This window comes from Bradyrhizobium sp. 197 (assembly GCF_023073375.1).
Taxonomy (GTDB): Bacteria; Pseudomonadota; Alphaproteobacteria; order Rhizobiales; family Xanthobacteraceae; genus Bradyrhizobium.
In genome coordinates, this window is sequence record NZ_JADPJJ010000129.1 from 43,686 (window position 1) to 65,777 (window position 22,092).

The 22,092-nt window shown below is 63.3% G+C and carries 27 protein-coding genes; 19 read left to right on the forward strand and 8 right to left on the reverse strand.

Annotation, left to right across the window (positions count from 1 at the left end; all coding sequences use genetic code 11):
* Window positions 1-17: 17 nt before the first annotated feature.
* The 5 genes from IVB27_RS28560 to IVB27_RS28580 all read right to left on the reverse strand — a co-directional run bounded on the left by IVB27_RS28560 (window position 18) and on the right by IVB27_RS28580 (window position 3,456).
* On the reverse strand, window positions 18-1,493 hold the full coding sequence (locus tag IVB27_RS28560) for a type II and III secretion system protein family protein (RefSeq protein ID WP_247446355.1): 1,476 nt from the start codon (window positions 1,491-1,493) through the stop codon (window positions 18-20).
* Window positions 1,494-1,504: 11 nt separating this feature from the next.
* Window positions 1,505-2,302, reverse strand: coding sequence for a Flp pilus assembly protein CpaB (gene cpaB, locus IVB27_RS28565; RefSeq protein ID WP_247446287.1), 798 nt, complete (start codon window positions 2,300-2,302; stop codon window positions 1,505-1,507).
* Window positions 2,303-2,429: 127 nt separating this feature from the next.
* Window positions 2,430-2,954, reverse strand: a complete 525-nt coding sequence (locus IVB27_RS28570) for an A24 family peptidase (RefSeq protein ID WP_247446288.1) — start codon at window positions 2,952-2,954, stop codon at window positions 2,430-2,432.
* A 122-nt stretch (window positions 2,955-3,076) separates the two neighbouring features.
* Complete coding sequence (locus tag IVB27_RS28575) at window positions 3,077-3,223, reverse strand: hypothetical protein (protein WP_247343835.1); 147 nt, start codon at window positions 3,221-3,223, stop codon at window positions 3,077-3,079.
* 68 nt (window positions 3,224-3,291) lie between these two features.
* The gene (locus tag IVB27_RS28580; protein WP_011084259.1) at window positions 3,292-3,456 is read right to left on the reverse strand and encodes a Flp family type IVb pilin; all 165 of its coding nucleotides are present in this window, start codon (window positions 3,454-3,456) and stop codon (window positions 3,292-3,294) included.
* Window positions 3,457-3,716: 260 nt separating this feature from the next.
* On the opposite strand from IVB27_RS28580, the gene IVB27_RS28585 reads away from it, so the two are divergent.
* The 4 genes from IVB27_RS28585 to IVB27_RS28600 all read left to right on the forward strand — a co-directional run bounded on the left by IVB27_RS28585 (window position 3,717) and on the right by IVB27_RS28600 (window position 6,631).
* The gene (locus tag IVB27_RS28585) at window positions 3,717-4,544 is read left to right on the forward strand and encodes a sterol desaturase family protein (RefSeq protein ID WP_247446289.1); all 828 of its coding nucleotides are present in this window, start codon (window positions 3,717-3,719) and stop codon (window positions 4,542-4,544) included.
* A gap of 154 nt (window positions 4,545-4,698) precedes the next feature.
* Window positions 4,699-5,196 (forward strand): pilus assembly protein N-terminal domain-containing protein, encoded by a 498-nt coding sequence (locus IVB27_RS28590; protein ID WP_247343830.1) that lies wholly within the window; start codon window positions 4,699-4,701, stop codon window positions 5,194-5,196.
* Window positions 5,197-5,414: 218 nt separating this feature from the next.
* A complete protein-coding gene (locus IVB27_RS28595) occupies window positions 5,415-5,987 on the forward strand; it encodes a TadE/TadG family type IV pilus assembly protein (RefSeq protein ID WP_247446290.1) in 573 nt (190 codons plus the stop codon).
* Window positions 5,988-6,010: 23 nt separating this feature from the next.
* Window positions 6,011-6,631, forward strand: coding sequence for a TadE/TadG family type IV pilus assembly protein (locus IVB27_RS28600; RefSeq protein ID WP_247446291.1), 621 nt, complete (start codon window positions 6,011-6,013; stop codon window positions 6,629-6,631).
* Between the two features lie 75 nt (window positions 6,632-6,706).
* Here the strand turns inward: IVB27_RS28600 and IVB27_RS28605 are convergent, their stop codons facing one another.
* From IVB27_RS28605 to IVB27_RS28615, 3 genes are all read right to left on the reverse strand, one after another.
* On the reverse strand, window positions 6,707-6,919 hold the full coding sequence (locus IVB27_RS28605) for a cold-shock protein (protein WP_247320093.1): 213 nt from the start codon (window positions 6,917-6,919) through the stop codon (window positions 6,707-6,709).
* Between the two features lie 266 nt (window positions 6,920-7,185).
* The gene (infA, locus tag IVB27_RS28610) at window positions 7,186-7,473 is read right to left on the reverse strand and encodes a translation initiation factor IF-1 (RefSeq protein WP_007599789.1); all 288 of its coding nucleotides are present in this window, start codon (window positions 7,471-7,473) and stop codon (window positions 7,186-7,188) included.
* A gap of 23 nt (window positions 7,474-7,496) precedes the next feature.
* Window positions 7,497-8,990, reverse strand: coding sequence for a DEAD/DEAH box helicase (locus IVB27_RS28615; RefSeq protein WP_247446293.1), 1,494 nt, complete (start codon window positions 8,988-8,990; stop codon window positions 7,497-7,499).
* A 521-nt stretch (window positions 8,991-9,511) separates the two neighbouring features.
* On the opposite strand from IVB27_RS28615, the gene urtA reads away from it, so the two are divergent.
* The 15 genes from urtA (at window position 9,512) to ureG (ending at window position 21,803) form a co-directional block, all read left to right on the forward strand.
* A complete protein-coding gene (urtA, locus tag IVB27_RS28620) occupies window positions 9,512-10,834 on the forward strand; it encodes an urea ABC transporter substrate-binding protein (RefSeq protein ID WP_247343819.1) in 1,323 nt (440 codons plus the stop codon).
* 82 nt (window positions 10,835-10,916) lie between these two features.
* The gene (gene urtB, locus IVB27_RS28625) at window positions 10,917-12,524 is read left to right on the forward strand and encodes an urea ABC transporter permease subunit UrtB (protein WP_247446294.1); all 1,608 of its coding nucleotides are present in this window, start codon (window positions 10,917-10,919) and stop codon (window positions 12,522-12,524) included.
* A complete protein-coding gene (gene urtC / locus IVB27_RS28630; RefSeq protein WP_247446295.1) occupies window positions 12,521-13,690 on the forward strand; it encodes an urea ABC transporter permease subunit UrtC in 1,170 nt (389 codons plus the stop codon). Before urtB ends, urtC begins: the two co-directional genes overlap by 4 nt.
* A gap of 4 nt (window positions 13,691-13,694) precedes the next feature.
* Window positions 13,695-14,456: an urea ABC transporter ATP-binding protein UrtD gene (gene urtD, locus IVB27_RS28635; protein ID WP_247343809.1), complete on the forward strand. Its 762-nt coding sequence runs from the start codon at window positions 13,695-13,697 to the stop codon at window positions 14,454-14,456.
* A 3-nt stretch (window positions 14,457-14,459) separates the two neighbouring features.
* A complete protein-coding gene (urtE, locus tag IVB27_RS28640) occupies window positions 14,460-15,155 on the forward strand; it encodes an urea ABC transporter ATP-binding subunit UrtE (RefSeq protein WP_247343807.1) in 696 nt (231 codons plus the stop codon).
* A gap of 36 nt (window positions 15,156-15,191) precedes the next feature.
* A complete protein-coding gene (locus tag IVB27_RS28645) occupies window positions 15,192-16,022 on the forward strand; it encodes an urease accessory protein UreD (protein WP_247446296.1) in 831 nt (276 codons plus the stop codon).
* A 37-nt stretch (window positions 16,023-16,059) separates the two neighbouring features.
* Window positions 16,060-16,362: an urease subunit gamma gene (locus IVB27_RS28650; protein WP_247446297.1), complete on the forward strand. Its 303-nt coding sequence runs from the start codon at window positions 16,060-16,062 to the stop codon at window positions 16,360-16,362.
* 10 nt (window positions 16,363-16,372) lie between these two features.
* Window positions 16,373-16,678: an urease subunit beta gene (locus IVB27_RS28655; RefSeq protein ID WP_007599812.1), complete on the forward strand. Its 306-nt coding sequence runs from the start codon at window positions 16,373-16,375 to the stop codon at window positions 16,676-16,678.
* Between the two features lie 57 nt (window positions 16,679-16,735).
* Window positions 16,736-17,275, forward strand: coding sequence for an HD domain-containing protein (locus IVB27_RS28660; protein ID WP_247446298.1), 540 nt, complete (start codon window positions 16,736-16,738; stop codon window positions 17,273-17,275).
* A 37-nt stretch (window positions 17,276-17,312) separates the two neighbouring features.
* Entirely contained in the window at window positions 17,313-19,028 is a 1,716-nt protein-coding gene (ureC, locus tag IVB27_RS28665; RefSeq protein WP_247446299.1) for an urease subunit alpha, read from the forward strand.
* A 129-nt stretch (window positions 19,029-19,157) separates the two neighbouring features.
* On the forward strand, window positions 19,158-19,457 hold the full coding sequence (locus IVB27_RS28670) for a putative quinol monooxygenase (protein ID WP_247343788.1): 300 nt from the start codon (window positions 19,158-19,160) through the stop codon (window positions 19,455-19,457).
* Between the two features lie 24 nt (window positions 19,458-19,481).
* Window positions 19,482-19,781 carry a putative quinol monooxygenase gene (locus IVB27_RS28675; RefSeq protein WP_247343784.1) on the forward strand — a complete coding sequence of 100 codons (300 nt, stop codon included), beginning with the start codon at window positions 19,482-19,484 and terminating at the stop codon, window positions 19,779-19,781.
* A gap of 11 nt (window positions 19,782-19,792) precedes the next feature.
* A complete protein-coding gene (locus IVB27_RS28680; RefSeq protein WP_247446300.1) occupies window positions 19,793-20,419 on the forward strand; it encodes an urease accessory protein UreE in 627 nt (208 codons plus the stop codon).
* Window positions 20,400-21,128 carry an urease accessory protein UreF gene (locus IVB27_RS28685; protein ID WP_247446356.1) on the forward strand — a complete coding sequence of 243 codons (729 nt, stop codon included), beginning with the start codon at window positions 20,400-20,402 and terminating at the stop codon, window positions 21,126-21,128. Before IVB27_RS28680 ends, IVB27_RS28685 begins: the two co-directional genes overlap by 20 nt.
* A 51-nt stretch (window positions 21,129-21,179) precedes the next feature.
* Window positions 21,180-21,803, forward strand: a complete 624-nt coding sequence (gene ureG, locus IVB27_RS28690; protein ID WP_247446301.1) for an urease accessory protein UreG — start codon at window positions 21,180-21,182, stop codon at window positions 21,801-21,803.
* The last annotated feature ends 289 nt before the right edge of the window (window positions 21,804-22,092 follow it).

Here is a 22,092-nt window from a genome sequence, read left to right on the forward strand (position 1 = left end):
GAAGTCCCCGTTCCGCCTCAGTCGGTGATGAAGCCGTAGGTGCCGCGGTAGCTTTTGGCCGGTTCGGTCCGGCCGGGCACACCGTAGATGCGGTTGATGTTGCCGAGCAGCTCGGCCTGCGGATCCGCAGGCGCGGAGAAGCCATCATCCGGCCGCGACAGGTCCTTTTGCGCAACGGCGCGAACGATATAGGGCGTCACGATCACGACCAGCTCGGTCGCGTTGTTGACGAAGTCGCGGCTGCGGAACAGCGTGCCGAGGATCGGAAGCTGCATCAGGCCCGGCAGTCCGCTGACCGCCTGCTTGGTCTGCTGCTGGATCAGGCCGGCCATCGCCATCGCGCCGCCGGAGGGAATTTCCAGCGAGGTCTCGGCGCGGCGGGTCTTGATCGAGGGCACCGTCAGCGAGTTGACCGACGTCGAGGTCACGGCCTGGGACAGCGTGATCGCATTTTCGTTTGAGAGCTCAGAGACCTCGGTCATCACCCGCAGGCTGATCTTGCCCTCGCTGAGAACGACCGGGGTGAAGTTGAGCGAGATGCCGAACTTCTTGAAGCTGATCTGGGTGGTACAGACATGCGTGGTTGGGTCGCACGCATAGCCCGCAGGCACGGGGAATTCACCGCCGGCGATGAAAGTTGCCGATTCACCGGAGATCGCGGTCAGGTTCGGTTCGGCCAGCGTCCGGATCACGCCCGCGGTTTCCATCGCACGCAGGGTGGCCTGCACCGACGGGGTCGCGCCGAACTTGGTGGTCAGGTTGTTGCCGTCGACGAGGTTGTGGCCGAGAGCCGTGAACGGATTGGCGTTGGTGAAGCTGACGACCGAGGTGCCGTAGTTGAGGTTGGCCGTGAGGTCGATGCCGAGCTGCTTGACGATGCTGCGCGCGACTTCCGCGACCGTCACCTTCAACATGACCTGGTCGCGGCCGCGGACCACGATCGAGTTCACGACCTTCTCAGGGCCGCCCGCGAGGCGCGAGGCGAGATCGTTGGCCTGCTGGGCTTCGGCCGGGTTCGCCGCCGAGCCGGTCAGGATGATGCCGTCACCTAGCCCGTCGATCTGGATGTCTGAATTGGGCAGGACCTGCTTCAGCGCGGCGCGCACGCCGTTGAGGTCGCGCTTGACCGCGATGTCATAGGCCGCGATCTGCTGGCCGGCGGAATCGAAGAACACGATGTTGGTCTGGCCGATCGCGGCGCCGATGATGTAGGCGCGTTGCGCCGAGCGAACGACCGCATTGGCGATCTTGGGATCAGCGACCAGCACGTCCTTGATGTCGCGCGGCAGGTCGATCACGATCGACTTGCCGATGCCCAGCGAGAGGAAGCGCGCGTTCATCTGACCGTCGGCCGCGGCCTGCGCCGCAGGGCGATAGTCGGCAGCGACCGCGGGGGTCAGCACCGGGTTGAGCGCGAGCGCAACGGCAGCCGAAAACGACAGGGCGCGGACCATTGAGGTTCGCATCGTCATCAAATCTGCCCTGCATTCCATATCGACAGTCCTCATCGTGCCTTCGCCGTCGAGCTTGGGATGCCATAGCGAATGATGGAAACGCCGTCGCGCTTCTGCGCGGATTCATCGAGCGTGATCTCACTCATCTTGACGTCGACGATGCTGCGCAGCGCCAGCGACAGCGTGCCGCTCTGGCGCGCGGCGGAGAGTGTCGCAGTCTGCGCGGGGTTGAGCTCGAGGGTGACGGTCTTGCCGACCACCGCGTTCTGACCGTCCTTCTCCTTGGGTGCCTGGTCGATGGCCAGGACGCGGACATTGGCCAGGATGATCTCGGACGTGACGACATCGGGCGCGCCGTTGTTCTGGTCCGGGTTCTTGAGACGGCGAGTCAGAAGCACGTCGACACGATCGTTGGGCAGGATGAAGCCGCCTGCGCCGGTCTCCGGCGAGATCTCGGTCGAGATTGCGCGCATGCCGGTGGGCAGGATTGCCGCCATGAAGCCGGAGCCTTCGGCCTTGACCAGCTTCTGGTCGCGCATCGGCTCACCCTGGATGAAGGGAGCGCGTGCGATCGAGCCGGTGACCTGGGTTACCGCCTCAGGGCGCTCATTGCGGCGGATAAAAGTGGCGCTGGCGGTCGCGGTCGGCCAGGTCTGCCACTGCACATCTTCCGGTTTGACGGTCTGGCCGAGGCCGATGTCGTTCTTGGCCACCAGGACGTCGACCGTCGGAAGCTGCGCGACCGGAGCCGGAGGCGGCGCAGAATTGTCCGTGCCGCTCGCCAAGTACGCGGCGACACCGCCGGCGCAAATGGCAACCGTCAGGACGACAATGCGTGCCCTATTCATACGCTTCACTTTCCACCAAACGCCGCGACGCTGCCGTCGCTGTAATCGGCAGTTGACCAGCTATTCGTCAAAGCATGGTTAATGAGGCGTATCTAAATCGCCTTGACGCCGGGCTTACCCGATGCGTTCAGCGCAATGCGAGGTGAGCGAGGTCGATCGCCTTCACCCATTCGGTTTCCGGGTAGATCATCAGGGCGCCGAGCGTGAGCGCGATGCCGTAAGGGATGCCGCTTTCCTTGTCGTGCAGCCGTGCCAGCCAGGCCTGGCCCGCCAGCCCGTATGGCAATGGCCATTGCCGGAACTGGAGCAGGAGCAACGTCAGCGCTCCGCCGAACAGCGAAGCGTAGAGCAGAAAATCCATCAATTGCGCGAAGCCGAACCAGAGCGCGACCGCCGCGGCGACCTTGGCGTCGCCGCCGCCCATCCAGCCCATTGCAAAACAGGTGAAGGCCACGACCAGAAGAAGCGCGCCGGCGCCGACATGGTTCAGTATCTCGTAAGGTGCCATGCCACCGGCGAGAGCGAGCGCGAAAAAGCCGGCGACCAGCGCCAGCGACACGCGGTTCGAGATCGTCATCGTGAAGAGATCGCTCGCGGCGGCAAACGCCATCAGGGCAGGGAAGAGCAGAAGGCGCGCAAGGTCGAGGATCATGGCTGCGTCTTGAGGCCTGGGTTTTGGCGCGGAGCTGGCGTCGCCGGAGGCTAGCCGGCAGTGCTAAACAAACCGACAACGGCGGCCGCGGTCCCGAAGGGTGCAACCCGCCGAACGCGTGCTCACCAGAGACTGGCGATGCGCGCGGCGAGGGCGGTCGTCGCAAGCAGCAGCGCAAGGCAGATCCAATAGGCCGGCGAGCCGGTCTGCGCCGTCTCCGCCTCGTTCGCCGCGACCGCGGCATCGGTTCTGTACTTGCGCAACGCCACTGGAACTCACCGTCTTAGAAAACAAAGGCCCCGGAGGTCCGGGGCATTTGCCGTCGTTCGTCGGTCGCTTACTTCAGCGAGGTGCTGATCGAGGTGAACTTGGTGTTCAGCGTGCTGCCGAGATTGTTGACGACGGTGATGATGGCCAGCGCGATGCCGGCGGCGATCAGGCCGTATTCGATGGCGGTGGCGCCGGATTCATCTTTCGCGAAACGCGCAATCAGGTTCTTCATGAACATAACTCCATCTGGGGTGGGATCGCCTCGTTCGGCGCTGTGCTTGACGCGCTGACCATGAGATCCGAGCTCTTTCGGTAGAGTTAATTCGATCGGGCAAACCCGCTTCCCGCTGGCCAGAGTGAATTTCACCTTAAGGCGGCAGCTGCAATTCGCCCCGGAAGCGGATGTGCAGCAAGCGCAGTGCCGGCTTCACCGTCCCTTAAATTTAGGGGAGTACGCGTAGGCGGGACCAGCAATTCGCAAGAGAGACGATGATGTCGAGCCTGCCCATGCAAGTCGCCCTGATGCTCGGCGAGACCATCGCGAAAGTGGTCCCCACGACCTTTGCGCTGGCGATGGTCTTCACCGTGCTCGAGTATTTCTGGGCCTGCAATCCCGGCGTGCCGTGGTGGCGCAAGCGGGAGATCGTTACGGATATCTGCTACTGGTTCTTCGTTCCGGTGTTCGCACGCGTCATGCGGATCGGACTTCTGATCGTCGGCGCCAGCTTCGTCTTCAACATCCACGATGCCGACGAGCTCATCGCCTTTTACGACAATGGCCACGGCCCGCTGTCGCTATTGCCGCTCTGGGTCCAGGCCGTGCTGTTCCTGGTCCTGTCCGATTTCATGCTGTACTGGCTGCACCGGTTGTTCCACGGCGGCGGGTTCTGGAAGTACCACGCGATCCATCACTCCTCGGAGGAGATAAGCTGGATTTCGGCGGCCCGCTTCCATCCCGTCAATCTCATGCTCGGCACGATCGGGGTCGACGTCGTGCTGCTGATGGCCGGCATCTCCCCGAACGTCATGATCTGGGTCGCCCCGTTCACGACCTTCCATTCGGCCTTCGTGCACGCCAACCTGAACTGGACCTTCGGGCCGTTCAAATATCTGCTGGCGACGCCGGTGTTCCACCGCTGGCATCACACCTCTCTCGAAGAGGGCGGCGACACCAATTTTGCCGGCACGTTCCCGATCTGGGACGTGCTGTTCGGCACCTTCCGCATGCCCGTGGGGGAACTGCCGCAGGATTACGGCAAGGACGAAGCCACCATGCCGAAGGAGATCGGAGGGCAGCTTGCCTATCCGTTCCGCCACTAGGGTCCTCGAGGGCCGCAAAACGCCAGTCCGTTCAAACAATAGTCGGCGAATTTGCGGAACGTTCACGAATTGAGGGCAGGTTAGCCGCGTCGGGCACCGGCTCCGCTGCTATCTGATCGCTTCTGCCGGTTTGTGACGTCCCGGGGGTAAGAGTATGCGTAAACAACTGCTGCGCCGTCATGCGCGCGTCTGTCTTCTGGTTGCGGCCGCGGTGCTGGCATCGCCGGCTGCCGGACTTGCCGAGCCGACCGCCGATACGATCGCCGTCAATGTCGACCAGGCCAAGCTGGTGCGGCTGCCCGGCAAGGTGGCGACCATCGTGGTCGGCAATCCCATGATCGCCGACGTCACGCTCCAGCCCGGCGGCATGATCGTCGTGACCGGAAAGGGCTATGGCGCCACCAATTTCATCGCGCTCGACCGGGGCGGCGAGATCCTGGTCGACCGCCAGATCCAGGTCGAAGGTCCGAGCGACCGGCTCGTCACCGTCTATCGCGGGATCGAGCGCGAGTCCTACAGCTGCGCGCCGCTTTGCCAGCGTCGCGTGACGCTCGGCGACAGCGACGTCTACTTCAACAACACGATGAGCCAGGCCGGTTCGTTGAGCAGCACGGCCAGCGGCAGTGCCGGTGCGGGCGCCAAGACGAACTAGCAAGACGAACCAGCAAGACCGATTGGCGGGCGTGCCCGGGCAGGATCGTCGTGCCCGGGACGCACGCGCGTGGGGGTGTTCCTCTCTCCGAGCCTCGGGTCGTTCGCGGTTAACGCACCTTTAACGGCCCGGGCCGCCGAGTGCGGATCGCCTGAACACTTAAACAATCAGTTTCCGCTACTGAATGGGGCAGATGATCGCCGCTGCTGGGGAATTTGATGCCATCGCCCGCGTCTAAGAGGTTCACGCTCCTCGCCGCATTACGCCGGTTTCGCGGCAACCGCCGTGGCTCGGCAGCCGTCGAGTTCGCGCTCGTCGCGCCGGTTTTCTTCGCGCTGCTGTTCGCCATCATCGAGTCGGCGCTGATGTTCTTCGCGAGCCAGGTGCTCGAGACCGTCGCGCAGAATTCCGCGCGCGTGTTGCTGACCGGTCAGGCGCAATCCGGTTCAGTGACGGCCTGCGCGGTATCCGGCGTGAGCACACCCTGCTCGCAAACGACGTTCAAGACTTACGTTTGTAACCAGATCCCGGCGCTGTTCGATTGCGCCAAGCTCTACGTCGACGTCGTGAGTACGAACACTTTCGGATCGCTGAGCCTCACCAGCTATGGCAATTCCTGCAGCTTCAACCCAACCGGCGTGCAGTACAGTGCCGGGGCCGCCGGCCAGGTCGTCGTGGTGCGGCTGTTCTATCAGTGGCCGCTCTTCGTCACCGGCCTCGGCTTCAACATGGGCTGCAGCAACAAGCGGCTGCTGGTGGCGACCGCGGCCTTCAAGAATGAACCCTTCTGAGACAGATGGATCTGAGCAGACCGATGCAGGAGATTGCGAATATCTGGAGAAATGCCCATAGCTGCGTGCGGGACTTCGTCGCCGACAAGCGCGCGGTCGCGGCGACTGAATTCGCGGTGATCGTGCCGCTGATGCTGGCGATGTTCTTCGGCACCGTCGAATTTTCATCGGCCGTGGCCATCGATCGCAAAATCACGATGATTGCACGGACTCTGTCCGATTTGACGTCGCAGTCAACGAAGCTCGACAATACCAACATGCCGGACACGTTCACGGCAAGCATATCGGTCATCATGCCTTACGACGCTACGCTCGTGAAGGCGGCGATCTCGCAGATCCATATCGATAAGAACAGCATTGCCACGGTTGACTGGAGCACGGGCGGCACCATTGCGAGCGGTGCAACGCAGGCGACGCTGACGGTCTCGGCCCGGAAGGCCGGCGACATTGTCACGTCGATGATCCCCGCGACGCTCCTGGTCCCGAAGACCTACCTCATTCTCAGTGAGGTGAGCTACCTTTACACACCTTCGGTGGGCTACGTGTTGAAATCGGGCGTAACGCTGGCCGATGTCTCCTACACGCGGCCGCGCCAGGTCACCTGCGTTCCTTACAACGATGTACCGTCGCCCTGCGTGGAATGAAAAAAAGGCCGGGCGTCGCGCCCGGCCTTTTCTTTTGACTTGTTCGCTTGAGCCGATCGGGCCCTAAGCAGTAGCTCAGCCGGCGGAGCGGAGGTTGTCCGCTGCCGACTTGCCGGAACGGCGGTCGGCCACGATCTCGTAGGAGATCTTCTGGCCTTCGTTCAGCGTGCCGAGGCCAGCGCGCTCGACGGCGCTGATGTGGACGAACACGTCCTGGCCGCCGTCGTCGGGCTGGATGAAGCCAAAGCCCTTGGTCGCGTTAAACCACTTCACGGTTCCCATGCTCATGGGGGTAGTCCCTTCTCAGATAACACAATGTAAGAGCCCGCTTGCGCGGACAGGTTAGATCGAATTTTGGAAGGGTCGTCAGCGTGTCTGAACCGGCTGTACCGGTGGATGCCAATGTCGTCCGGCCGAAAATCGATGAGCTGTTTTTACTGGAAACGAGGCCGCATAACAATCCTGCATGCACGTTTTTTTGATCCGCCGTGACGGTCACGGCGGATCAGCATACAGGTCGAGATTTTGGGTCCGCGCTCGCGCGCTGACCCCTGTTAGCGGCGGCGGAACTGGCCACCGCGCTGCCCGGGACGCGGAGGTCCGCCCATGCCGCTCGGGCGTTCATCCTTGTGGCGGAAAATCAGCCGGCCCTTTTCGAGGTCATAGGGCGACATCTCCACCGTCACGCGGTCGCCCGCCAGCGTCTTGATGCGGTTTTTCTTCATCTTGCCGGCGGTGTAGGCGACGATCTCGTGTCCGGCGTCGAGTTGCACGCGGTAGCGCGCGTCGGGGAGGATTTCGGTGACCAGTCCTTCGAACTGGATCAGCTCTTCCTTAGCCATGAATTTCTCCAGGTCGTGGACGGCTAGTGCGAATGGGGTTTGCGGCTCGGTTGGCCGTTCGGCCGACTCTCGCGGCGCAAAAAGGCAACGCCTTGTATCCCATCAGACGCCCCGGCGCTATGCGCGGAACGCTGTTCAGGACGGCCGTTTGGCGAAGAATGCACCTTGCCGCCGGAGCGGCCGTGACGAGATGGCTTCGAAGCCTTCGGGCCGCTGCCGGGCCGTCCGTCGCCCTGCTTGCCGGCACTGTGGTGACGACCGTCAGCATGCCTTTCGTCGGCACGCCGCCCGTCGCCATTCCGTGCGCCTTGCGGACGCTGGCCTGGGCGGCTGGGCCGGCCTTGACGCTGCTGGGACGGGGGAGGGCCCGCATCGCGGCGGCCCGCGTCGGTGCGGTGGTCTTCGCGCGGCAGCGTCACTTTGATCAACCGCTCGATGTCGCGGAGATAGGCGAGTTCCTCGCCGCCTGCGACCAGCGAGATCGCGGTGCCCTCGGCGCCGGCGCGCGCGGTGCGGCCGATGCGGTGCACGTAGGTCTCGGGCACGTTGGGGAGGTCGAAATTGATGACGTGGGTGATGCCGTCGACGTCGATGCCGCGAGCGGCGATATCGGTGGCGACCAGCGTGCGGATTTCACCGGTGCGGAACTGGGCAAGCGTCCGTTCGCGATGGTTCTGCGACTTGTTACCGTGGATGGCGCTGGCGGGGATGCCCGCCTTCTCGAGTGTCTTTACGACCTTGTCGGCGCCGTGCTTGGTGCGTGTGAAGACCAGGGCCCGGTTGACCGGCTCGTCCTTCAGCAGCTTGGCCAGTAAGGCGGGCTTGGAAGAGAAGTCGACCTGGATGATGCGCTGCTGGATGCGTTCCACCGTCGAGGAGACCGGGGTGACCGCAACGCGGGCCGGGTCCCGCAGCATGGCGTCGGCCAGCTCGGCGATGTCCTTCGGCATGGTGGCCGAGAAGAACAGCGTCTGCCGCTTGATCGGCAGCTTGGCGACGATTTTGCGGATGTCGTTGATGAAGCCCATGTCGAGCATACGGTCGGCCTCGTCGAGCACGAGGAATTCGACGCTGCCGAGCTTCAGCCCGTTGCTCTGCACGAGGTCGAGCAGGCGGCCGGGAGTAGCGACCAGCACCTCGACGCCCTGCATCAGCGAGCGGACCTGACGGCCCATCGGCACGCCGCCAATGGCGAGCGTCGAAGACAGGCGGATGTGGCGGCCATAGGCGTTGAAGCTGTCGAGGATCTGGCCGGACAGCTCGCGGGTGGGCGAGAGCACCAGGACGCGGGTCGTCTTCGGCTGCGGCTTGATGCGGTTCTCGAGCAGGCGGTGCAGGATCGGCAGCGCGAAGGCCGCGGTCTTGCCGGTTCCCGTCTGGGCGATGCCGACCACGTCGCGGCCAGTCAGCGCGGTCGGGATCGTCTGGGCCTGGATGGGGGTGGGGGTGACGTAGTTCTCTTCGGTGAGGGCACGTGCGATGGGTTCGGCGAGGCCGAAATCCTGAAAGGAAGTCAAAGAGGGGTTCTTTCCATGTCGAAAGCAGGCGCCCGGCGCAGTTAGCGGGGCACGCGCAATAGGGGTGTCAAATGGGACACCTGCGTGTTTGGGGTGTCGGATGGCTTGGTGAGATGGGGCAAGCCAGACGCCCGAAAGGGCTTAAGAACACGCGGCTCGCAACGGCCTCTTGATTCGCAAGAGGCCTCGGCCACCATATGGAACATTGAGGGGGCGCTTTCAAGGCACGTGGGCCACAAATGGCGATTGCGGTGCAGAAATAGTTATGCCGGAAATTTAGCCAGAGTGCGCAGCCTGCTCAGAAAGTAACCTGCCTGCCGCTTTCGCATACATTTGAATTGCCTAAATTTTGGGCTGGCGAATAGTGGCGATACTTCGTTTTCAGGAAATTTTCCAAACAAAAACAATGACTTGATTGGTGTCCAATCCATGGCACGGTTCTTGCGAATCCGTTAATCGCAGGCGGCCGTGGGGCCGTTTCGCAGCGTTTTTCACGTCTGCGTCAGGGAGATGAGACACTCATGCATAGCAAATCCACTCACGATATAGCGGCGTCATTTAGCCGCCGTGGCGTTCTCGCCGCGACCGCCGGACTGATGCTCGGTCTGGCTTCCATTTCCAGTGCGAAGGCCGCTGACGACACCATCAAGGTCGGCGTGCTTCACTCCCTCTCCGGCACCATGGCCATCAGCGAAACCACGCTGAAGGATACCATCCTCTTTCTGATCGACGAGCAGAACAAGAAGGGCGGCGTGAACGGCAAGAAGCTCGAAGCCGTCGTCGTCGATCCCGCTTCGAACTGGCCGCTGTTCGCCGAGAAGGCGCGCGAGCTGATCACCAAGGACAAGGTTGCGGTCGTGTTCGGCTGCTGGACCTCGGTGTCGCGCAAGTCGGTGCTCCCGGTGTTCAAGGAGCTGAACAGCATCCTGTTCTACCCCGTCCAGTACGAGGGCGAGGAGAGCGAGCGCAACGTGTTCTACACTGGTGCTGCGCCGAACCAGCAGGCGATTCCCGCCGTCGACTATCTGATGAAGGACGAGAAGGTGAAGCGCTGGGTGCTCGCGGGCACCGACTATGTCTATCCGCGCACCACCAACAAGATCCTGGAAGCCTATCTGAAGTCCAAGGGTGTCGCCCAGGAAGACATCATGATCAACTACACGCCGTTCGGTCATTCCGACTGGCAGACGATCGTGGCTGACATCAAGAAGTTCGGCTCGGCCGGCAAGAAGACCGCGGTGGTCTCGACCATCAACGGCGACGCCAACGTTCCGTTCTACAAGGAGCTCGGCAACCAGGGCATCAAGGCAAAGGACATCCCGGTCGTCGCGTTCTCGGTGGGTGAGGAAGAACTCGCCGGCATCGACACCAAGCCGCTGCTCGGCCATCTCGCCGCCTGGAACTACTTCCAGTCGATCAAGTCGCCGGAGAACGAGAAGTTCATCAAGGCGTGGCAGACCTATACCAAGAATCCGAAGCGCGTGACCAACGATCCGATGGAAGCGCACGTCATCGGTTTCGACATGTGGGTCAAGGCGGTCGAGAAAGTGAAGTCGACCGATCCGGACAAGGTGATCGATGCGCTCCCGGGCATCGAAGCTAAGAACCTGACCGGCGGCACCTCCAAGATGCTTCCGAACCATCACATCACCAAGCCGGTGTTCATTGGCGAAATCAAAGCCAACGGCCAGTTCGACGTGGTGTGGAAAACCCCGGGTCTTGTCGCGGGCGATGCCTGGTCGAAGGAGCTCGACGGCTCCAAGGACCTGGTCGGCGACTGGGTCGGCAAGAAGTGCGGCAACTTCAACACCAAGACCAACAAGTGCCTCGGTTCGGGCTCCTGATCCGGATCTGACGCTCCATTGCACGATCGGAGAAGGCGGCGATCCCGCCGCCTTCTCCACCATTCTGCCGGGGTCTTTCACAGTGCCAGCCAATTTGTCCGCCCGTTTCTGTTCGCTCCTGCTCTCGTTGTTCCTGATCGCGTTCGCGCTGCCGGCCTTCGCCGGTCCGTTCGAGGATGCGGTCGCCAAATTCGCCAACGATGATTTTTCCGACACGGATGAAGCGATCGGCGTCGTCGCGAGCAGCGGCAACAAGCTGGCCTTTCCCATCATCAGCGCGCTCCAGGACGGCCGCCTCATGGCCGATCCTGATAGCAAGAAGGTTTACGTCACCGGCGCCGACGGCAAGTCGGTCGACGCGGCGACCGGTGAATCCGTCGCCAGCGTTCCCGACAGCGCGAGCGCAGTGCGTCTCAACAACCGCCTGCGCCGCAGCGTCGATGCTGCGATCGGCAGCCTGACGCTGCAGTCGCCGGATGTCGGAACGCGGCTCCAGGCTGCGCAATCCGTGTTCAAGTCGCACGACGAAACCGCGCTCGAGGCGGTCGATGGTGCGCTCGCCAAGGAAACCAACAAATCCGTCAAGGCTGCGCTCGGCGACGCCCGCGCCGCCATCCTGCTGTTCAAGCCTGATGCCGCCGAGGTCGAGAAGCTCGAAGCCGTCGCCACCCTCAAGGCGCGCGGTGACCAGGAGGCGCTGGCGCTGCTCACCGGCATGGGCGACCAGCCGGCCTCTGTGACCAAGGCCGCCGCGAGCGCGATCGGCTCGATCCAGAGCTCGCTGGCGGTCTGGTCCACCGTGCAGAATGCTTGGTACGGCCTCTCGCTCGGCTCGGTGCTGCTGCTCGCCGCGATCGGGCTCGCCATCACCTTCGGCGTAATGGGCGTCATCAACATGGCCCATGGCGAGATGGTGATGATCGGCGCCTACGTCACCTTCGTGGTGCAGGACGTGATCCGCACCCGCTATCCCGGCCTGTTCGACTATTCGCTGCTGATCGCCGTGCCGCTCGCCTTCATCGTCGCCGGCGCCCTCGGCGTGCTGATCGAGCGCAGCATCATCCGCTTCCTCTATGGCCGTCCGCTGGAGACGCTGCTGGCGACCTGGGGCCTGTCGCTGGTGCTCCAGCAAGCGGTGCGCACCATGTTCGGTCCGACCAACCGCGAGGTCGGCAACCCCTCCTGGATGAGCGGTGCGTTCGAGCTCGGCCAGATCACCATCACCTATAACCGGCTCTGGATCCTCGTCTTCACGCTTGCGGTGTTCGTCATTCTGCTCGCGATGCTGCGCTACACGGCGCTCGGGCTCGAGATGCGCGCGGTGACGCAGAACCGCCGCATGGCGGCTTCGATGGGCATCGCCACCTCACGCGTCGACGCGCTGACCTTCGGTCTCGGCTCGGGCATCGCCGGCATCGCCGGCGTGGCGCTGTCGCAGATCGACAATGTCAGCCCCAATCTCGGCCAGAGCTACATCATCGATAGCTTCATGGTCGTGGTGTTCGGCGGTGTCGGCAATCTCTGGGGCACGCTGGTCGGCGCCTTCACGCTCGGCATCGCCAATAAATTCCTGGAGCCGGTCGCCGGCGCCGTGCTCGGCAAGATCGCGATCCTCGTTCTCATCATCCTGTTCATTCAAAAGCGGCCGCGCGGCCTGTTCGCGCTCAAGGGCCGTGCGGTGGAAGCATGACCCCTCACATGCTGACGCGGTCGCTGGACCGCGGCGCGACGATCTTCCTTGCCGTCGTCGCGGCCTGCGGCATCCTCATCCCGCTCTCCAACCTGCTGCTGCCCGCGGGCTCGTTCCTGCAGGTGCCGACCTATCTCGTCGCGCTCTGGGGCAAATATGTCTGCTACGCAATTCTCGCGCTCTCGATCGACCTGATCTGGGGTTATTGCGGCATCCTCTCGCTGGGTCACGGCGCCTTCTTCTCGCTCGGTGGCTATGCGATGGGCATGTACCTCATGCGCCAGATCGGCAGCCGCGGCGTCTACGGCAACCCGATCCTGCCGGACTTCATGGTGTTCCTGAACTATTCGAACCTGCCCTGGTACTGGCAAGGCTTCGACATGTTCTGGTTCGCAGCCCTGATGGTGCTGGTCGTGCCGGGACTGCTCGCCTTCTGTTTCGGCTGGCTCGCCTTCCGCTCGCGCGTCACCGGCGTGTATCTGTCGATCATCACGCAAGCCATGACCTACGCGCTGCTGCTCGCCTTCTTCCGCAACGATTTCGGCTTCGGCGGCAACAACGGCCTGACCGACTTCAAGGACATCCTGGGCTTCAACGTCCAGGCGGAAGGAACCCGCGCGGCGCTGTTCGCGCTGAGCTGCCTGGCGCTGATCGCGAGCTTCCTGATCTGCCGCTCCGTCGTGTCCTCCAAGCTCGGCAAGGTGCTGATCGCAATCCGCGACGCGGAATCGCGCAGCCGGTTCCTCGGCTACCGGGTCGAATCCTACAAGCTGTTCGTGTTCACGTTGTCGGCCTGCATGGCCGGCGTTGCCGGTGCGCTCTACGTGCCGCAGGTCGGCATCATCAACCCGTCCGAATTCGCGCCGGGCAATTCGATCGAGGCGGTGATCTGGGTCGCGGTCGGCGGCCGCGGCACGCTGGTCGGCGCGGCGCTCGGCGCCGTCGTCGTCAACTACGCCAAGACGGTCTTCACCTCGGGCATGCTCGCGCCCTACTGGCTCTTCATGCTGGGCGCGATGTTCATCCTGGTGACGCTGCTGCTGCCGAAGGGCATCGTCGGCACCTTCAATGCATGGTGGGACTCGTCGAAGGAAAAGCGCGCCGCTGCGACGACGGCGAGCGCCGCGGCCGAAGACGGCATCACCGAACCCAGGATGGCGGAGTAGCGCGATGAACGTCATGGACACCCGCGCCACTTCCGCAATGCTCTATCTCGACGGGGTGCACGTCTCTTTCGATGGCTTCCATGCCATCAATAACCTGTCGCTGACGCTCGAGCCCGGCGAGATGCGGGCGATCATCGGCCCGAACGGCGCCGGCAAGACCACGATGATGGACATCATCACCGGCAAGACCAAGCCCGACGAAGGCACGGTGCTGTTCGACGGCGTCACCGACCTGACGCGCCTGGACGAGACCCGCATCGCCGAACTCGGCATCGGCCGCAAATTCCAGAAGCCGACCGTGTTCGAGAGCCAGACCGTGCAGGACAACCTGCTGCTGGCGCTCAATGTCGACCACAGTGTCAAGGGCACGCTGTTCTGGCGTGGCAGCAAGGACGAGTCCGAGCGCATCGACAGGGTGCTGGAGACGATCCGCCTCACCGATGCCCGCAATCGTCTCGCCGGCAGCCTCAGCCACGGCCAGAAGCAGTGGCTCGAGATCGGCATGCTGCTCGCGCAGGATCCGAAGCTGCTGCTGGTCGACGAGCCGGTCGCCGGCATGACCGACGTCGAGACGCATCTCACCGCCGAACTGCTCAAGGAAATCAACAAGACCCACACCGTGATGGTGGTCGAGCACGACATGACGTTCGTGCGCGAGCTCGGCGTCAAGGTCACTTGCCTTCACGAGGGGACCGTGCTCGCCGAAGGCACCATCGACCAGGTCTCGGCCAACGAGCGGGTCATCGAAGTTTATCTGGGACGCTGAACGATGCTCGAGGTCAAGGATATCAACCTGTTCTACGGTGCGGCGCAGGCCCTGCGCGGTGTGTCGATCGCGGCCGAGCCGGGCAAGGTGACCTGCGTGCTCGGACGGAACGGCGTCGGCAAGACCTCGCTCTTGCGCGCCATGGTCGGCCAGTATCCGATCTCATCGGGCGCGATCGTGCTCGACGGCAGCGACATCACGGCCCTGAAGCCCTATGAGCGCGCGCGCAAAGGCATCGGCTTCGTGCCGCAGGGCCGCGAGATATTTCCGCTTCTGACGGTCGAGGAGAATCTCAAGACCGGCTTCGGCCCGCTCAGGCGCGAGGACAGGCACATTCCGGACGACGTGTACTCGCTATTCCCGGTGCTGCAATCCATGCTCGGCCGGCGCGGTGGCGATCTCTCCGGCGGCCAGCAGCAACAGCTCGCGATCGGCCGCGCACTGGTGATGCGGCCAAAGCTGCTGCTGCTCGACGAGCCGACCGAAGGCATCCAGCCCTCGATCATCAAGGACATCGGCCGCGCCATCTCGTACCTGCGCAACCTCGGCAACATCGCCATCGTGCTGGTCGAACAATATCTCGACTTTGCCTGCGAACTCGGCGACAGTTTTGCGGTGATGGATCGCGGCGCGGTGAAGTTCACCTGCGACCGCTCCAATCTCGACCCGGCCGAAATCAGCCGCCAGATGGCGCTGTAATCCCAAAATTTCTGCTGCGGCCGGCTGGGGAGACGGATGCGCAGCGACGTTTTAACGACATCTTCGGTGTTTGAAGCCAACCGCGCCCGTGGCGTAGTGCGCTTCGACGTCCACGCGCGCGACGGCGTGACGCGGCGAGGGATCTTGCATGAATCCGGCTCCCTGCGCGTCCGCTTTCCCTCTCCGGAAGGCGAGGGCCTCTCCGGCGTGTTCGTCAACACGGCCGGCGGCGTTGCCGGCGGGGACAATTTTGATATCGATATTGCCGCGGGCGAGGGTTCGCGCCTGACCTTGACCACGGCGGCGGCCGAGAAGGTCTATCGTGCCCCCGGAGCGGCGGCGCAGCTCAATATCGCCTTGAAGGTCGCCGCGGGTGCGCATATCGGATGGCTGCCGCAAGAGACCATTCTGTTCGATCGGGCCCGCGTCCATCGTAGCTTCGACATCGCTCTCGATGAGACGGCCTCGCTCCTGCTTTGCGAGATCGTCGTGTTCGGCCGCACCTCCATGGGCGAGCGGGTGGAGCAGGGCGAATTCGTCGACCGTTGGCGGCTCTCCCGCGGCGGCAAGCTCGTGTTCGCGGAAACCGTCAGGCTCGACGGCAATATCGGCGCAAAACTCGCGCGATCCGCGATGGCCAAAAGCGGCGCGGCGATCGGCACGGCGCTGATCGTGCCCGGCGACGAGGCATTGATCGAGCGCATCCGGGAAGAGTCGGACTCATTCTCCGGCGAGGTCGGAATGTCCGCCTGGAATGGCTTTGCAATGGCGCGGTTCTGTGCCCAAGATGCGGCGCGCCTGCGTGCCGACATGATGGCCGTGCTGGCGCGCAGCGGTGCGGCGCTGCCGAGGCTCTGGCTGAACTGACCGGCTGAATTGATGCGTTGAACGGAAGAGATTTCGCATGAACCTGTCTCCCCGCGAAAAGGACAAGCTTCTGGTCTCGATGGCGGCCATCGTGGCCCGCCGCCGGCTGGATCGCGGCGTCAAGCTCAACCATCCCGAATCGATCGCGATCATTTCCGATTTCATCCTCGAAGGCGCACGCGACGGGCGCACCGTCGCCGAGCTGATGCAATCCGGCGCGCAGGTCCTCACCCGTGAACAGGTGATGCCCGGCATCCCCGAGATGATCCACGACATCCAGGTCGAGGCGACGTTTCCGGATGGCACCAAGCTCGTCACCGTGCACGAGCCGATCAGGTAGGAGCGAGAGCATGATCCCCGGCGAACTCTTCATCCAGGACGGCGAGATCGAGCTCAATGCTGGCCGCAAGACCGTGACGCTGACGGTTGCCAACACCGGCGACCGTCCGATCCAGGTAGGCTCACACTACCATTTCTTCGAGACCAATCCGGCACTGAAGTTCGACCGCAAGAAGGCCCGCGGCATGCGCCTTGACATCGCCGCCGGCACCGCCGTCCGGTTCGAGCCCGGCCAGACCCGCGACGTCCAGCTCGTCGCCGTCGCCGGCAAGAAAACCATCTACGGCTTCCGCGGCGACGTGATGGGGAAGCTGTGAGCTCCACAGGAACGAGCGCGGCACGGCACGGTTGAGACGAAAACGGAGGTCTTTGCCATGCTGTCACCCGTCCGCCTCGTCTCCGAAGCCGCCGAGTTCGCCGCGCGCCGCCACAACGGGATGGCGCGCAAGGGCCGCGGTCATGAGCCTTACATCAATCACCTCGCCGAGGTCGCGAACCTGCTTGCGATAGCGACCGATGGCGCCGACGCCGAACTCGTTGCGGCCGGCTGGCTGCATGATGCGATCGAGGACACCGACACCACGCGCGAGGAGCTCGCGCAAAAATTCTCCGACCGTGTCGCGTCACTCGTCGTCGAGTGCACCGACGACATGAGCCTGCCGAAGGCCGAACGACGGCGTCGGCAGGTGATCGAAGCACCGAAAAAGTCGGCCGGTGCCAGGCTGATCAAGATCGCCGACAAGATCAGCAACATCGGCGCGCGCATTCATTCCGATCCAGCCGCCGAAGAGCGTGACGACCTCACCGACTACGTCGGCTGGTCCGAGCAGGTGATCGCGGGCTGCCGCGGCGACAACGCCTGGCTCGATACGACATTCGACGACATGGTGCTCACAGCGAGGGCCTCGCTGTGAGCACCGATCCGAAATTCAAACGCAAACGGGGCTTGTGATGTCCGTCAAAATAAAGCGTTCCGTCTATGCCGACATGTTCGGTCCGACCACCGGCGACAGGGTGCGGCTGGCCGACACCGACCTCATCATCGAGGTCGAGAAGGATTTCACCACCTACGGCGAGGAGGTGAAATTCGGCGGCGGCAAGGTGATCCGCGACGGCATGGGGCAATCACAGGTCACCAACAAGCAGGGCGCGGCTGATACCGTCATCACCAATGCGCTGATCGTCGATCACTGGGGAATCGTGAAAGCCGACGTCGCGATCAAGGACGGCATGATCGCCGGTATTGGCAAGGCCGGCAATCCCGACATCCAGCCGGGCGTCACCATCGTCATCGGTCCCGGCACCGACGTGATCGCGGGCGAGGGCAAGATCCTCACCGCCGGCGGCTTCGACAGTCACATCCATTTCATCTGTCCGCAGCAGATCGAGCACGCGCTGATCTCTGGCGTGACCTCGATGCTCGGCGGCGGCACCGGTCCCTCGCACGGCACGTTCGCCACCACCTGCACGCCGGGGCCGTGGCACATGGGGCGGATGATCCAGTCGTTCGACGCCTTTCCGGTCAATCTCGGCATCTCCGGCAAGGGTAACGCCTCGCGGCCTGCCGCGCTGGTCGAGATGATCAAGGCCGGCGCCTGTGCGCTGAAGCTGCACGAAGATTGGGGCACGACGCCGGCTGCCATCGACAATTGCCTGTCGGTCGCCGACGATTACGACATCCAGGTGATGATCCACACGGACACACTGAATGAATCCGGCTTCGTCGAGGATACCATCAAGGCCTTCAAAGGCCGCACCATTCATGCCTTCCACACCGAGGGCGCCGGCGGCGGTCACGCCCCTGATATCATCAAAGTCGCCGGCTTGAAGAACGTGCTGCCGTCCTCGACCAACCCGACGCGCCCCTTCACGCGCAACACCATCGACGAGCATCTGGATATGCTGATGGTGTGTCACCATCTCGATCCCTCGATCGCGGAAGATCTGGCCTTCGCCGAGAGCCGTATCCGCAAGGAGACGATCGCCGCCGAGGACATCCTGCACGATCTCGGCGCGCTCTCGATGATGTCCTCGGACTCCCAGGCCATGGGCCGCCTTGGCGAAGTCATCATCCGCACCTGGCAGACCGCCGACAAGATGAAGAAGCAGCGCGGCTCGCTGCCGCAGGACAAGGGCAAGGACAACGACAATTTTCGCGTCAAGCGCTATATCGCCAAATACACCATCAATCCCGCGATCGCCCATGGCGTCTCGAAGCTGATTGGCTCGGTGGAGAAGGGCAAGCTCGCCGATCTCGTGCTGTGGTCGCCGGCCTTCTTCGGCGTCAAGCCGGACTGCATCGTCAAGGGCGGCATGATCGTCGCAGCGCCCATGGGCGATCCCAACGCCTCGATCCCGACGCCGCAGCCGGTGCACTACCAGCCGATGTTCGGTGCCTTCGGCAAGGCGCGGACCGCGTCCTCCGTGGTGTTCACCTCGAAGGCCGCGATCACCGGCGGCCTCGCGCGAAAACTCGGAATCGACAAGAAGCTCTATGCGGTCCAGAACACCCGCGGAAAAATCTCGAAGAAGAGCATGATCCACAACGACGCCACGCCCAATATCGAGGTCGATCCGGAGACCTATGAGGTGCGCGCCGACGGCGAGCTTCTCACTTGCGCGCCGGCCGAAGTGCTGCCGATGGCGCAGCGATATTTCATGTACTGAAATAGCGCCTCGACACATGCCCCCGGCGCGCCCCCGGGGGAGCGGATTTACGGTGTTGCGTTCGATCCCGCCTGGTCTAATGTCCCGCCCGGTATCTTGAACCCAAAAGAAAAGCCGGGAGGATTTCTCGTGATCTACGTCGTTGCCACCCTGACCATCAAGCCCGAAACGCGCGCCGAATTCATTGCAGCTGCCACTGCCTGCATCAAGGAGACCCGGAAAGAGCCCGGCAATATCGCCTATGATTTGCACGAGAGTGTCACCGATCCCGCCAAGATGGTGTTCGTCGAACAGTGGGAGAATGCCGAGGCGCTGGTGCCGCATCGCGGCCAGGAGCACATGAAGACATTCGGCCGCGTCGCGGTGAAGTGCTTCACGGCACCGCCGAAGATCGAAGTGATCACGCCCGAGAAGGTCGACATACGCTAACAAGAACAACAGGGAATAACCCTCATGATCTATGTCATCGCCACCACGCCCATGAAGCCGGAAAACAAGGACGACTTCATCAAGGGGCACAAGGCCTGCACCGTCGAGACGCTCAAGGAGAAGGGCTGCCTCTCCTACGACGGTAGTGTCAGTGTCAATAACCCCAATCAGTACGTGGTGGTCGAACGCTGGGAGACCCGCGATGATCTCACGGCGCATGCCAAGGCGCCGCACATGAAGGTGTGGCGCGAATATTCCGCGCAGATGAAGACGGCGCCGACGGTGATCGAGATCATCAGCGACGGCAAGGTCGAGAAGCTCTGAGGTAGCAGCGCATGATCCGGGCGACGCAGGTCAAGGGACAACACCGCTTCGCAGAAGCGCCGGCGGATACAGTCGTGCTCGATTTCGACGATCGGCACCGCCGCCGCATGGCGATGATGGGGACGCGGGGGCTCGCCTTCCTGCTCGACCTGGAGAATGCCATAGCGCTGCGCGGCGGCGATGCGCTGGTGCTGGAGGACGGTCGGCTGATCGAGGTGGTCGCCGCGCCCGAGCCGCTGCTGGAGATCCGCGGCCAGGATCCGCACCACCTCATCCGCATCGGCTGGCATCTCGGCAATCGCCATCTGCCGACGCAGATCATGGCCAAGGGGTTGCGCATTCGCCGCGACCACGTCATCGAGGCCATGGTGAAGGGCCTCGGTGCGCGCGTGATCCAGATCGAGGCGCCATTCGATCCCGAAGGCGGCGCCTATGCCGATGCCGGCCACGCACATGGACACGACGACCACGCGCATCACGATCATGGCCACGGTCACCATGATCATCATGGTCATGACCATGCCGCGCATGACCATGTTGCGCATGACCATGGTCACAGCCACGATCATCACCACGATGAGCATTGCGATCACCCCGACCATCACCACGGCCACAAGCATGCTCACGACCACAAATGAGCCGGTCGGCGCCGGCGATCTCGCGGAGCGCGAGGCGGCGGCGCTGTACCGGCTGATGACCTGGCTGTCGCCAGCGTTTCCCGTCGGCGGCTTTTCCTACTCCAGCGGCATCGAATGGGCGGTCGAAGCCGGAGACATCGCGGACACAGCGACGCTGGCGGACTGGCTCGACGCAATGCTCCGCGACGGCTCGGGCTTTTGCGATGCGACGTTTCTGGTCCACGCCTATCGCGCCACTGAAGCGGACGAGGGCGCCACCTTGAGCGATATCGCCGAGCTCGCCGCGGCCTTTGTGCCGTCGCGCGAGCGCCAGCTGGAGACGACGTCGCAGGGCCGCGCCTTCATCGACATCGCCCGCGCCGCTTGGGATGCCGACGGATTGAATGCCATGGTTGGGGCATGCCGAACGCCGCTGGTCTATCCCGTCGCCGTCGGCGTCGTCGCTGCCGTGCATGGCGTGCCGCTGGCGCCGACCTTGCACGGCTTCCTGCATGCGCTGGTCTCGAACTGGATTTCCGCGGCCAGCCGGCTCATTCCGCTCGGCCAGACCGACAGCCAGCGCGTGCTGGTGAAGCTGGAAGTTGCGGTTGCCGCGACGGCCAATCGTGCGCTGAATGCGACGTTGGACGATCTCGGCAGCGCGACGTTTCGCGCCGACCTCGCCAGCCTGCGGCACGAAACGCAATATACGCGGCTGTTCAGATCATGATTGCGGGCCAGTACATTCCGCAATCGCCAGGACGACGATAGGAAAGAATCGATGGCTACGTCTCACGGCCCCTTGCGTGTCGGCATCGGCGGCCCGGTCGGATCGGGCAAGACCGCGCTGATGGACCTGCTCTGCAAGACCATGCGCGAGCGCTACGACATCGCCGCGATCACCAACGACATCTACACCAAATGGGATGCGGAATTCCTCGTGCGCTCGGGCTCGCTGACGCCGGATCGCATTGCAGGGGTCGAGACCGGCGGCTGCCCGCATACCGCGATCCGAGAGGATGCCTCGATGAATCTCGCAGCGGTGGCGGACATGCGCGCCAAGTTTCCCGGGCTCGATCTCGTGCTGATCGAGTCCGGCGGTGACAACCTCGCTGCCACTTTTTCCCCGGAGCTCGCCGACCTCACCATTTACGTCATCGACGTCGCGGCCGGCGACAAGATACCGTCCAAGGGCGGCCCCGGCATCACCCGGTCCGACCTCCTTGTCATCAACAAGATCGACCTGGCGCCCCATGTCGGCGCCTCGCTGGAAAAGATGGAGACGGACGCCAGGCGGATGCGCAGCGAGCGTCCGTTCGTCATGACCAACCTGAAGAAGAGCCAAGGGCTCGACCGCATCATCGGCTTCATCGAGGCCAAAGGCGGCTTGAAACGGGACAGCTGACCGACGCGACGACTTAACGCAGGCGTTTCTCTCCGTTAACGCCCAGTGGGCGGAGCCATCCGCGGAACAAATTTCGGACAGGGCGATTATCTACCTCCGGTGCCCGGGAGCAGAACCATCCCGGCCGGACCATCGGCCGAGCGGATTATGCTTTTCAGGCGACCCAAGTTGCGTACTGATGCCTCCTCCTTCATTATCTCCGCCACCGGGGTTCACCCTGTTTCGGCACATGGCCGTTCGAGCGGCGTTCATATGTTCCTTGTTTATTGCCGACCTCCCGCTTTCGCCT

Excerpts from the sequence above, each read along its gene's own strand:
- IVB27_RS28560 (WP_247446355.1), bottom strand. The coding sequence starts at position 1,493 with ATGGAATGCAGGGCAGATTTGATGACGATGCGAACCTCAATGGTCCGC.
- cpaB (WP_247446287.1), bottom strand. The coding sequence starts at position 2,302 with ATGAATAGGGCACGCATTGTCGTCCTGACGGTTGCCATTTGCGCCGGC.
- IVB27_RS28570 (WP_247446288.1), bottom strand. The coding sequence starts at position 2,954 with ATGATCCTCGACCTTGCGCGCCTTCTGCTCTTCCCTGCCCTGATGGCG.
- IVB27_RS28580 (WP_011084259.1), bottom strand. The coding sequence starts at position 3,456 with ATGAAGAACCTGATTGCGCGTTTCGCGAAAGATGAATCCGGCGCCACC.
- IVB27_RS28585 (WP_247446289.1), top strand. The coding sequence starts at position 3,717 with ATGTCGAGCCTGCCCATGCAAGTCGCCCTGATGCTCGGCGAGACCATC.
- IVB27_RS28590 (WP_247343830.1), top strand. The coding sequence starts at position 4,699 with ATGCGTAAACAACTGCTGCGCCGTCATGCGCGCGTCTGTCTTCTGGTT.
- IVB27_RS28595 (WP_247446290.1), top strand. The coding sequence starts at position 5,415 with ATGCCATCGCCCGCGTCTAAGAGGTTCACGCTCCTCGCCGCATTACGC.
- IVB27_RS28600 (WP_247446291.1), top strand. The coding sequence starts at position 6,011 with ATGCAGGAGATTGCGAATATCTGGAGAAATGCCCATAGCTGCGTGCGG.
- IVB27_RS28605 (WP_247320093.1), bottom strand. The coding sequence starts at position 6,919 with ATGAGCATGGGAACCGTGAAGTGGTTTAACGCGACCAAGGGCTTTGGC.
- infA (WP_007599789.1), bottom strand. The coding sequence starts at position 7,473 with ATGGCTAAGGAAGAGCTGATCCAGTTCGAAGGACTGGTCACCGAAATC.
- urtA (WP_247343819.1), top strand. The coding sequence starts at position 9,512 with ATGCATAGCAAATCCACTCACGATATAGCGGCGTCATTTAGCCGCCGT.
- urtC (WP_247446295.1), top strand. The coding sequence starts at position 12,521 with ATGACCCCTCACATGCTGACGCGGTCGCTGGACCGCGGCGCGACGATC.
- urtD (WP_247343809.1), top strand. The coding sequence starts at position 13,695 with ATGAACGTCATGGACACCCGCGCCACTTCCGCAATGCTCTATCTCGAC.
- urtE (WP_247343807.1), top strand. The coding sequence starts at position 14,460 with ATGCTCGAGGTCAAGGATATCAACCTGTTCTACGGTGCGGCGCAGGCC.
- IVB27_RS28645 (WP_247446296.1), top strand. The coding sequence starts at position 15,192 with ATGCGCAGCGACGTTTTAACGACATCTTCGGTGTTTGAAGCCAACCGC.
- IVB27_RS28650 (WP_247446297.1), top strand. The coding sequence starts at position 16,060 with ATGAACCTGTCTCCCCGCGAAAAGGACAAGCTTCTGGTCTCGATGGCG.
- IVB27_RS28655 (WP_007599812.1), top strand. The coding sequence starts at position 16,373 with ATGATCCCCGGCGAACTCTTCATCCAGGACGGCGAGATCGAGCTCAAT.
- IVB27_RS28660 (WP_247446298.1), top strand. The coding sequence starts at position 16,736 with ATGCTGTCACCCGTCCGCCTCGTCTCCGAAGCCGCCGAGTTCGCCGCG.
- ureC (WP_247446299.1), top strand. The coding sequence starts at position 17,313 with ATGTCCGTCAAAATAAAGCGTTCCGTCTATGCCGACATGTTCGGTCCG.
- IVB27_RS28675 (WP_247343784.1), top strand. The coding sequence starts at position 19,482 with ATGATCTATGTCATCGCCACCACGCCCATGAAGCCGGAAAACAAGGAC.
- IVB27_RS28680 (WP_247446300.1), top strand. The coding sequence starts at position 19,793 with ATGATCCGGGCGACGCAGGTCAAGGGACAACACCGCTTCGCAGAAGCG.
- IVB27_RS28685 (WP_247446356.1), top strand. The coding sequence starts at position 20,400 with ATGCTCACGACCACAAATGAGCCGGTCGGCGCCGGCGATCTCGCGGAG.
- ureG (WP_247446301.1), top strand. The coding sequence starts at position 21,180 with ATGGCTACGTCTCACGGCCCCTTGCGTGTCGGCATCGGCGGCCCGGTC.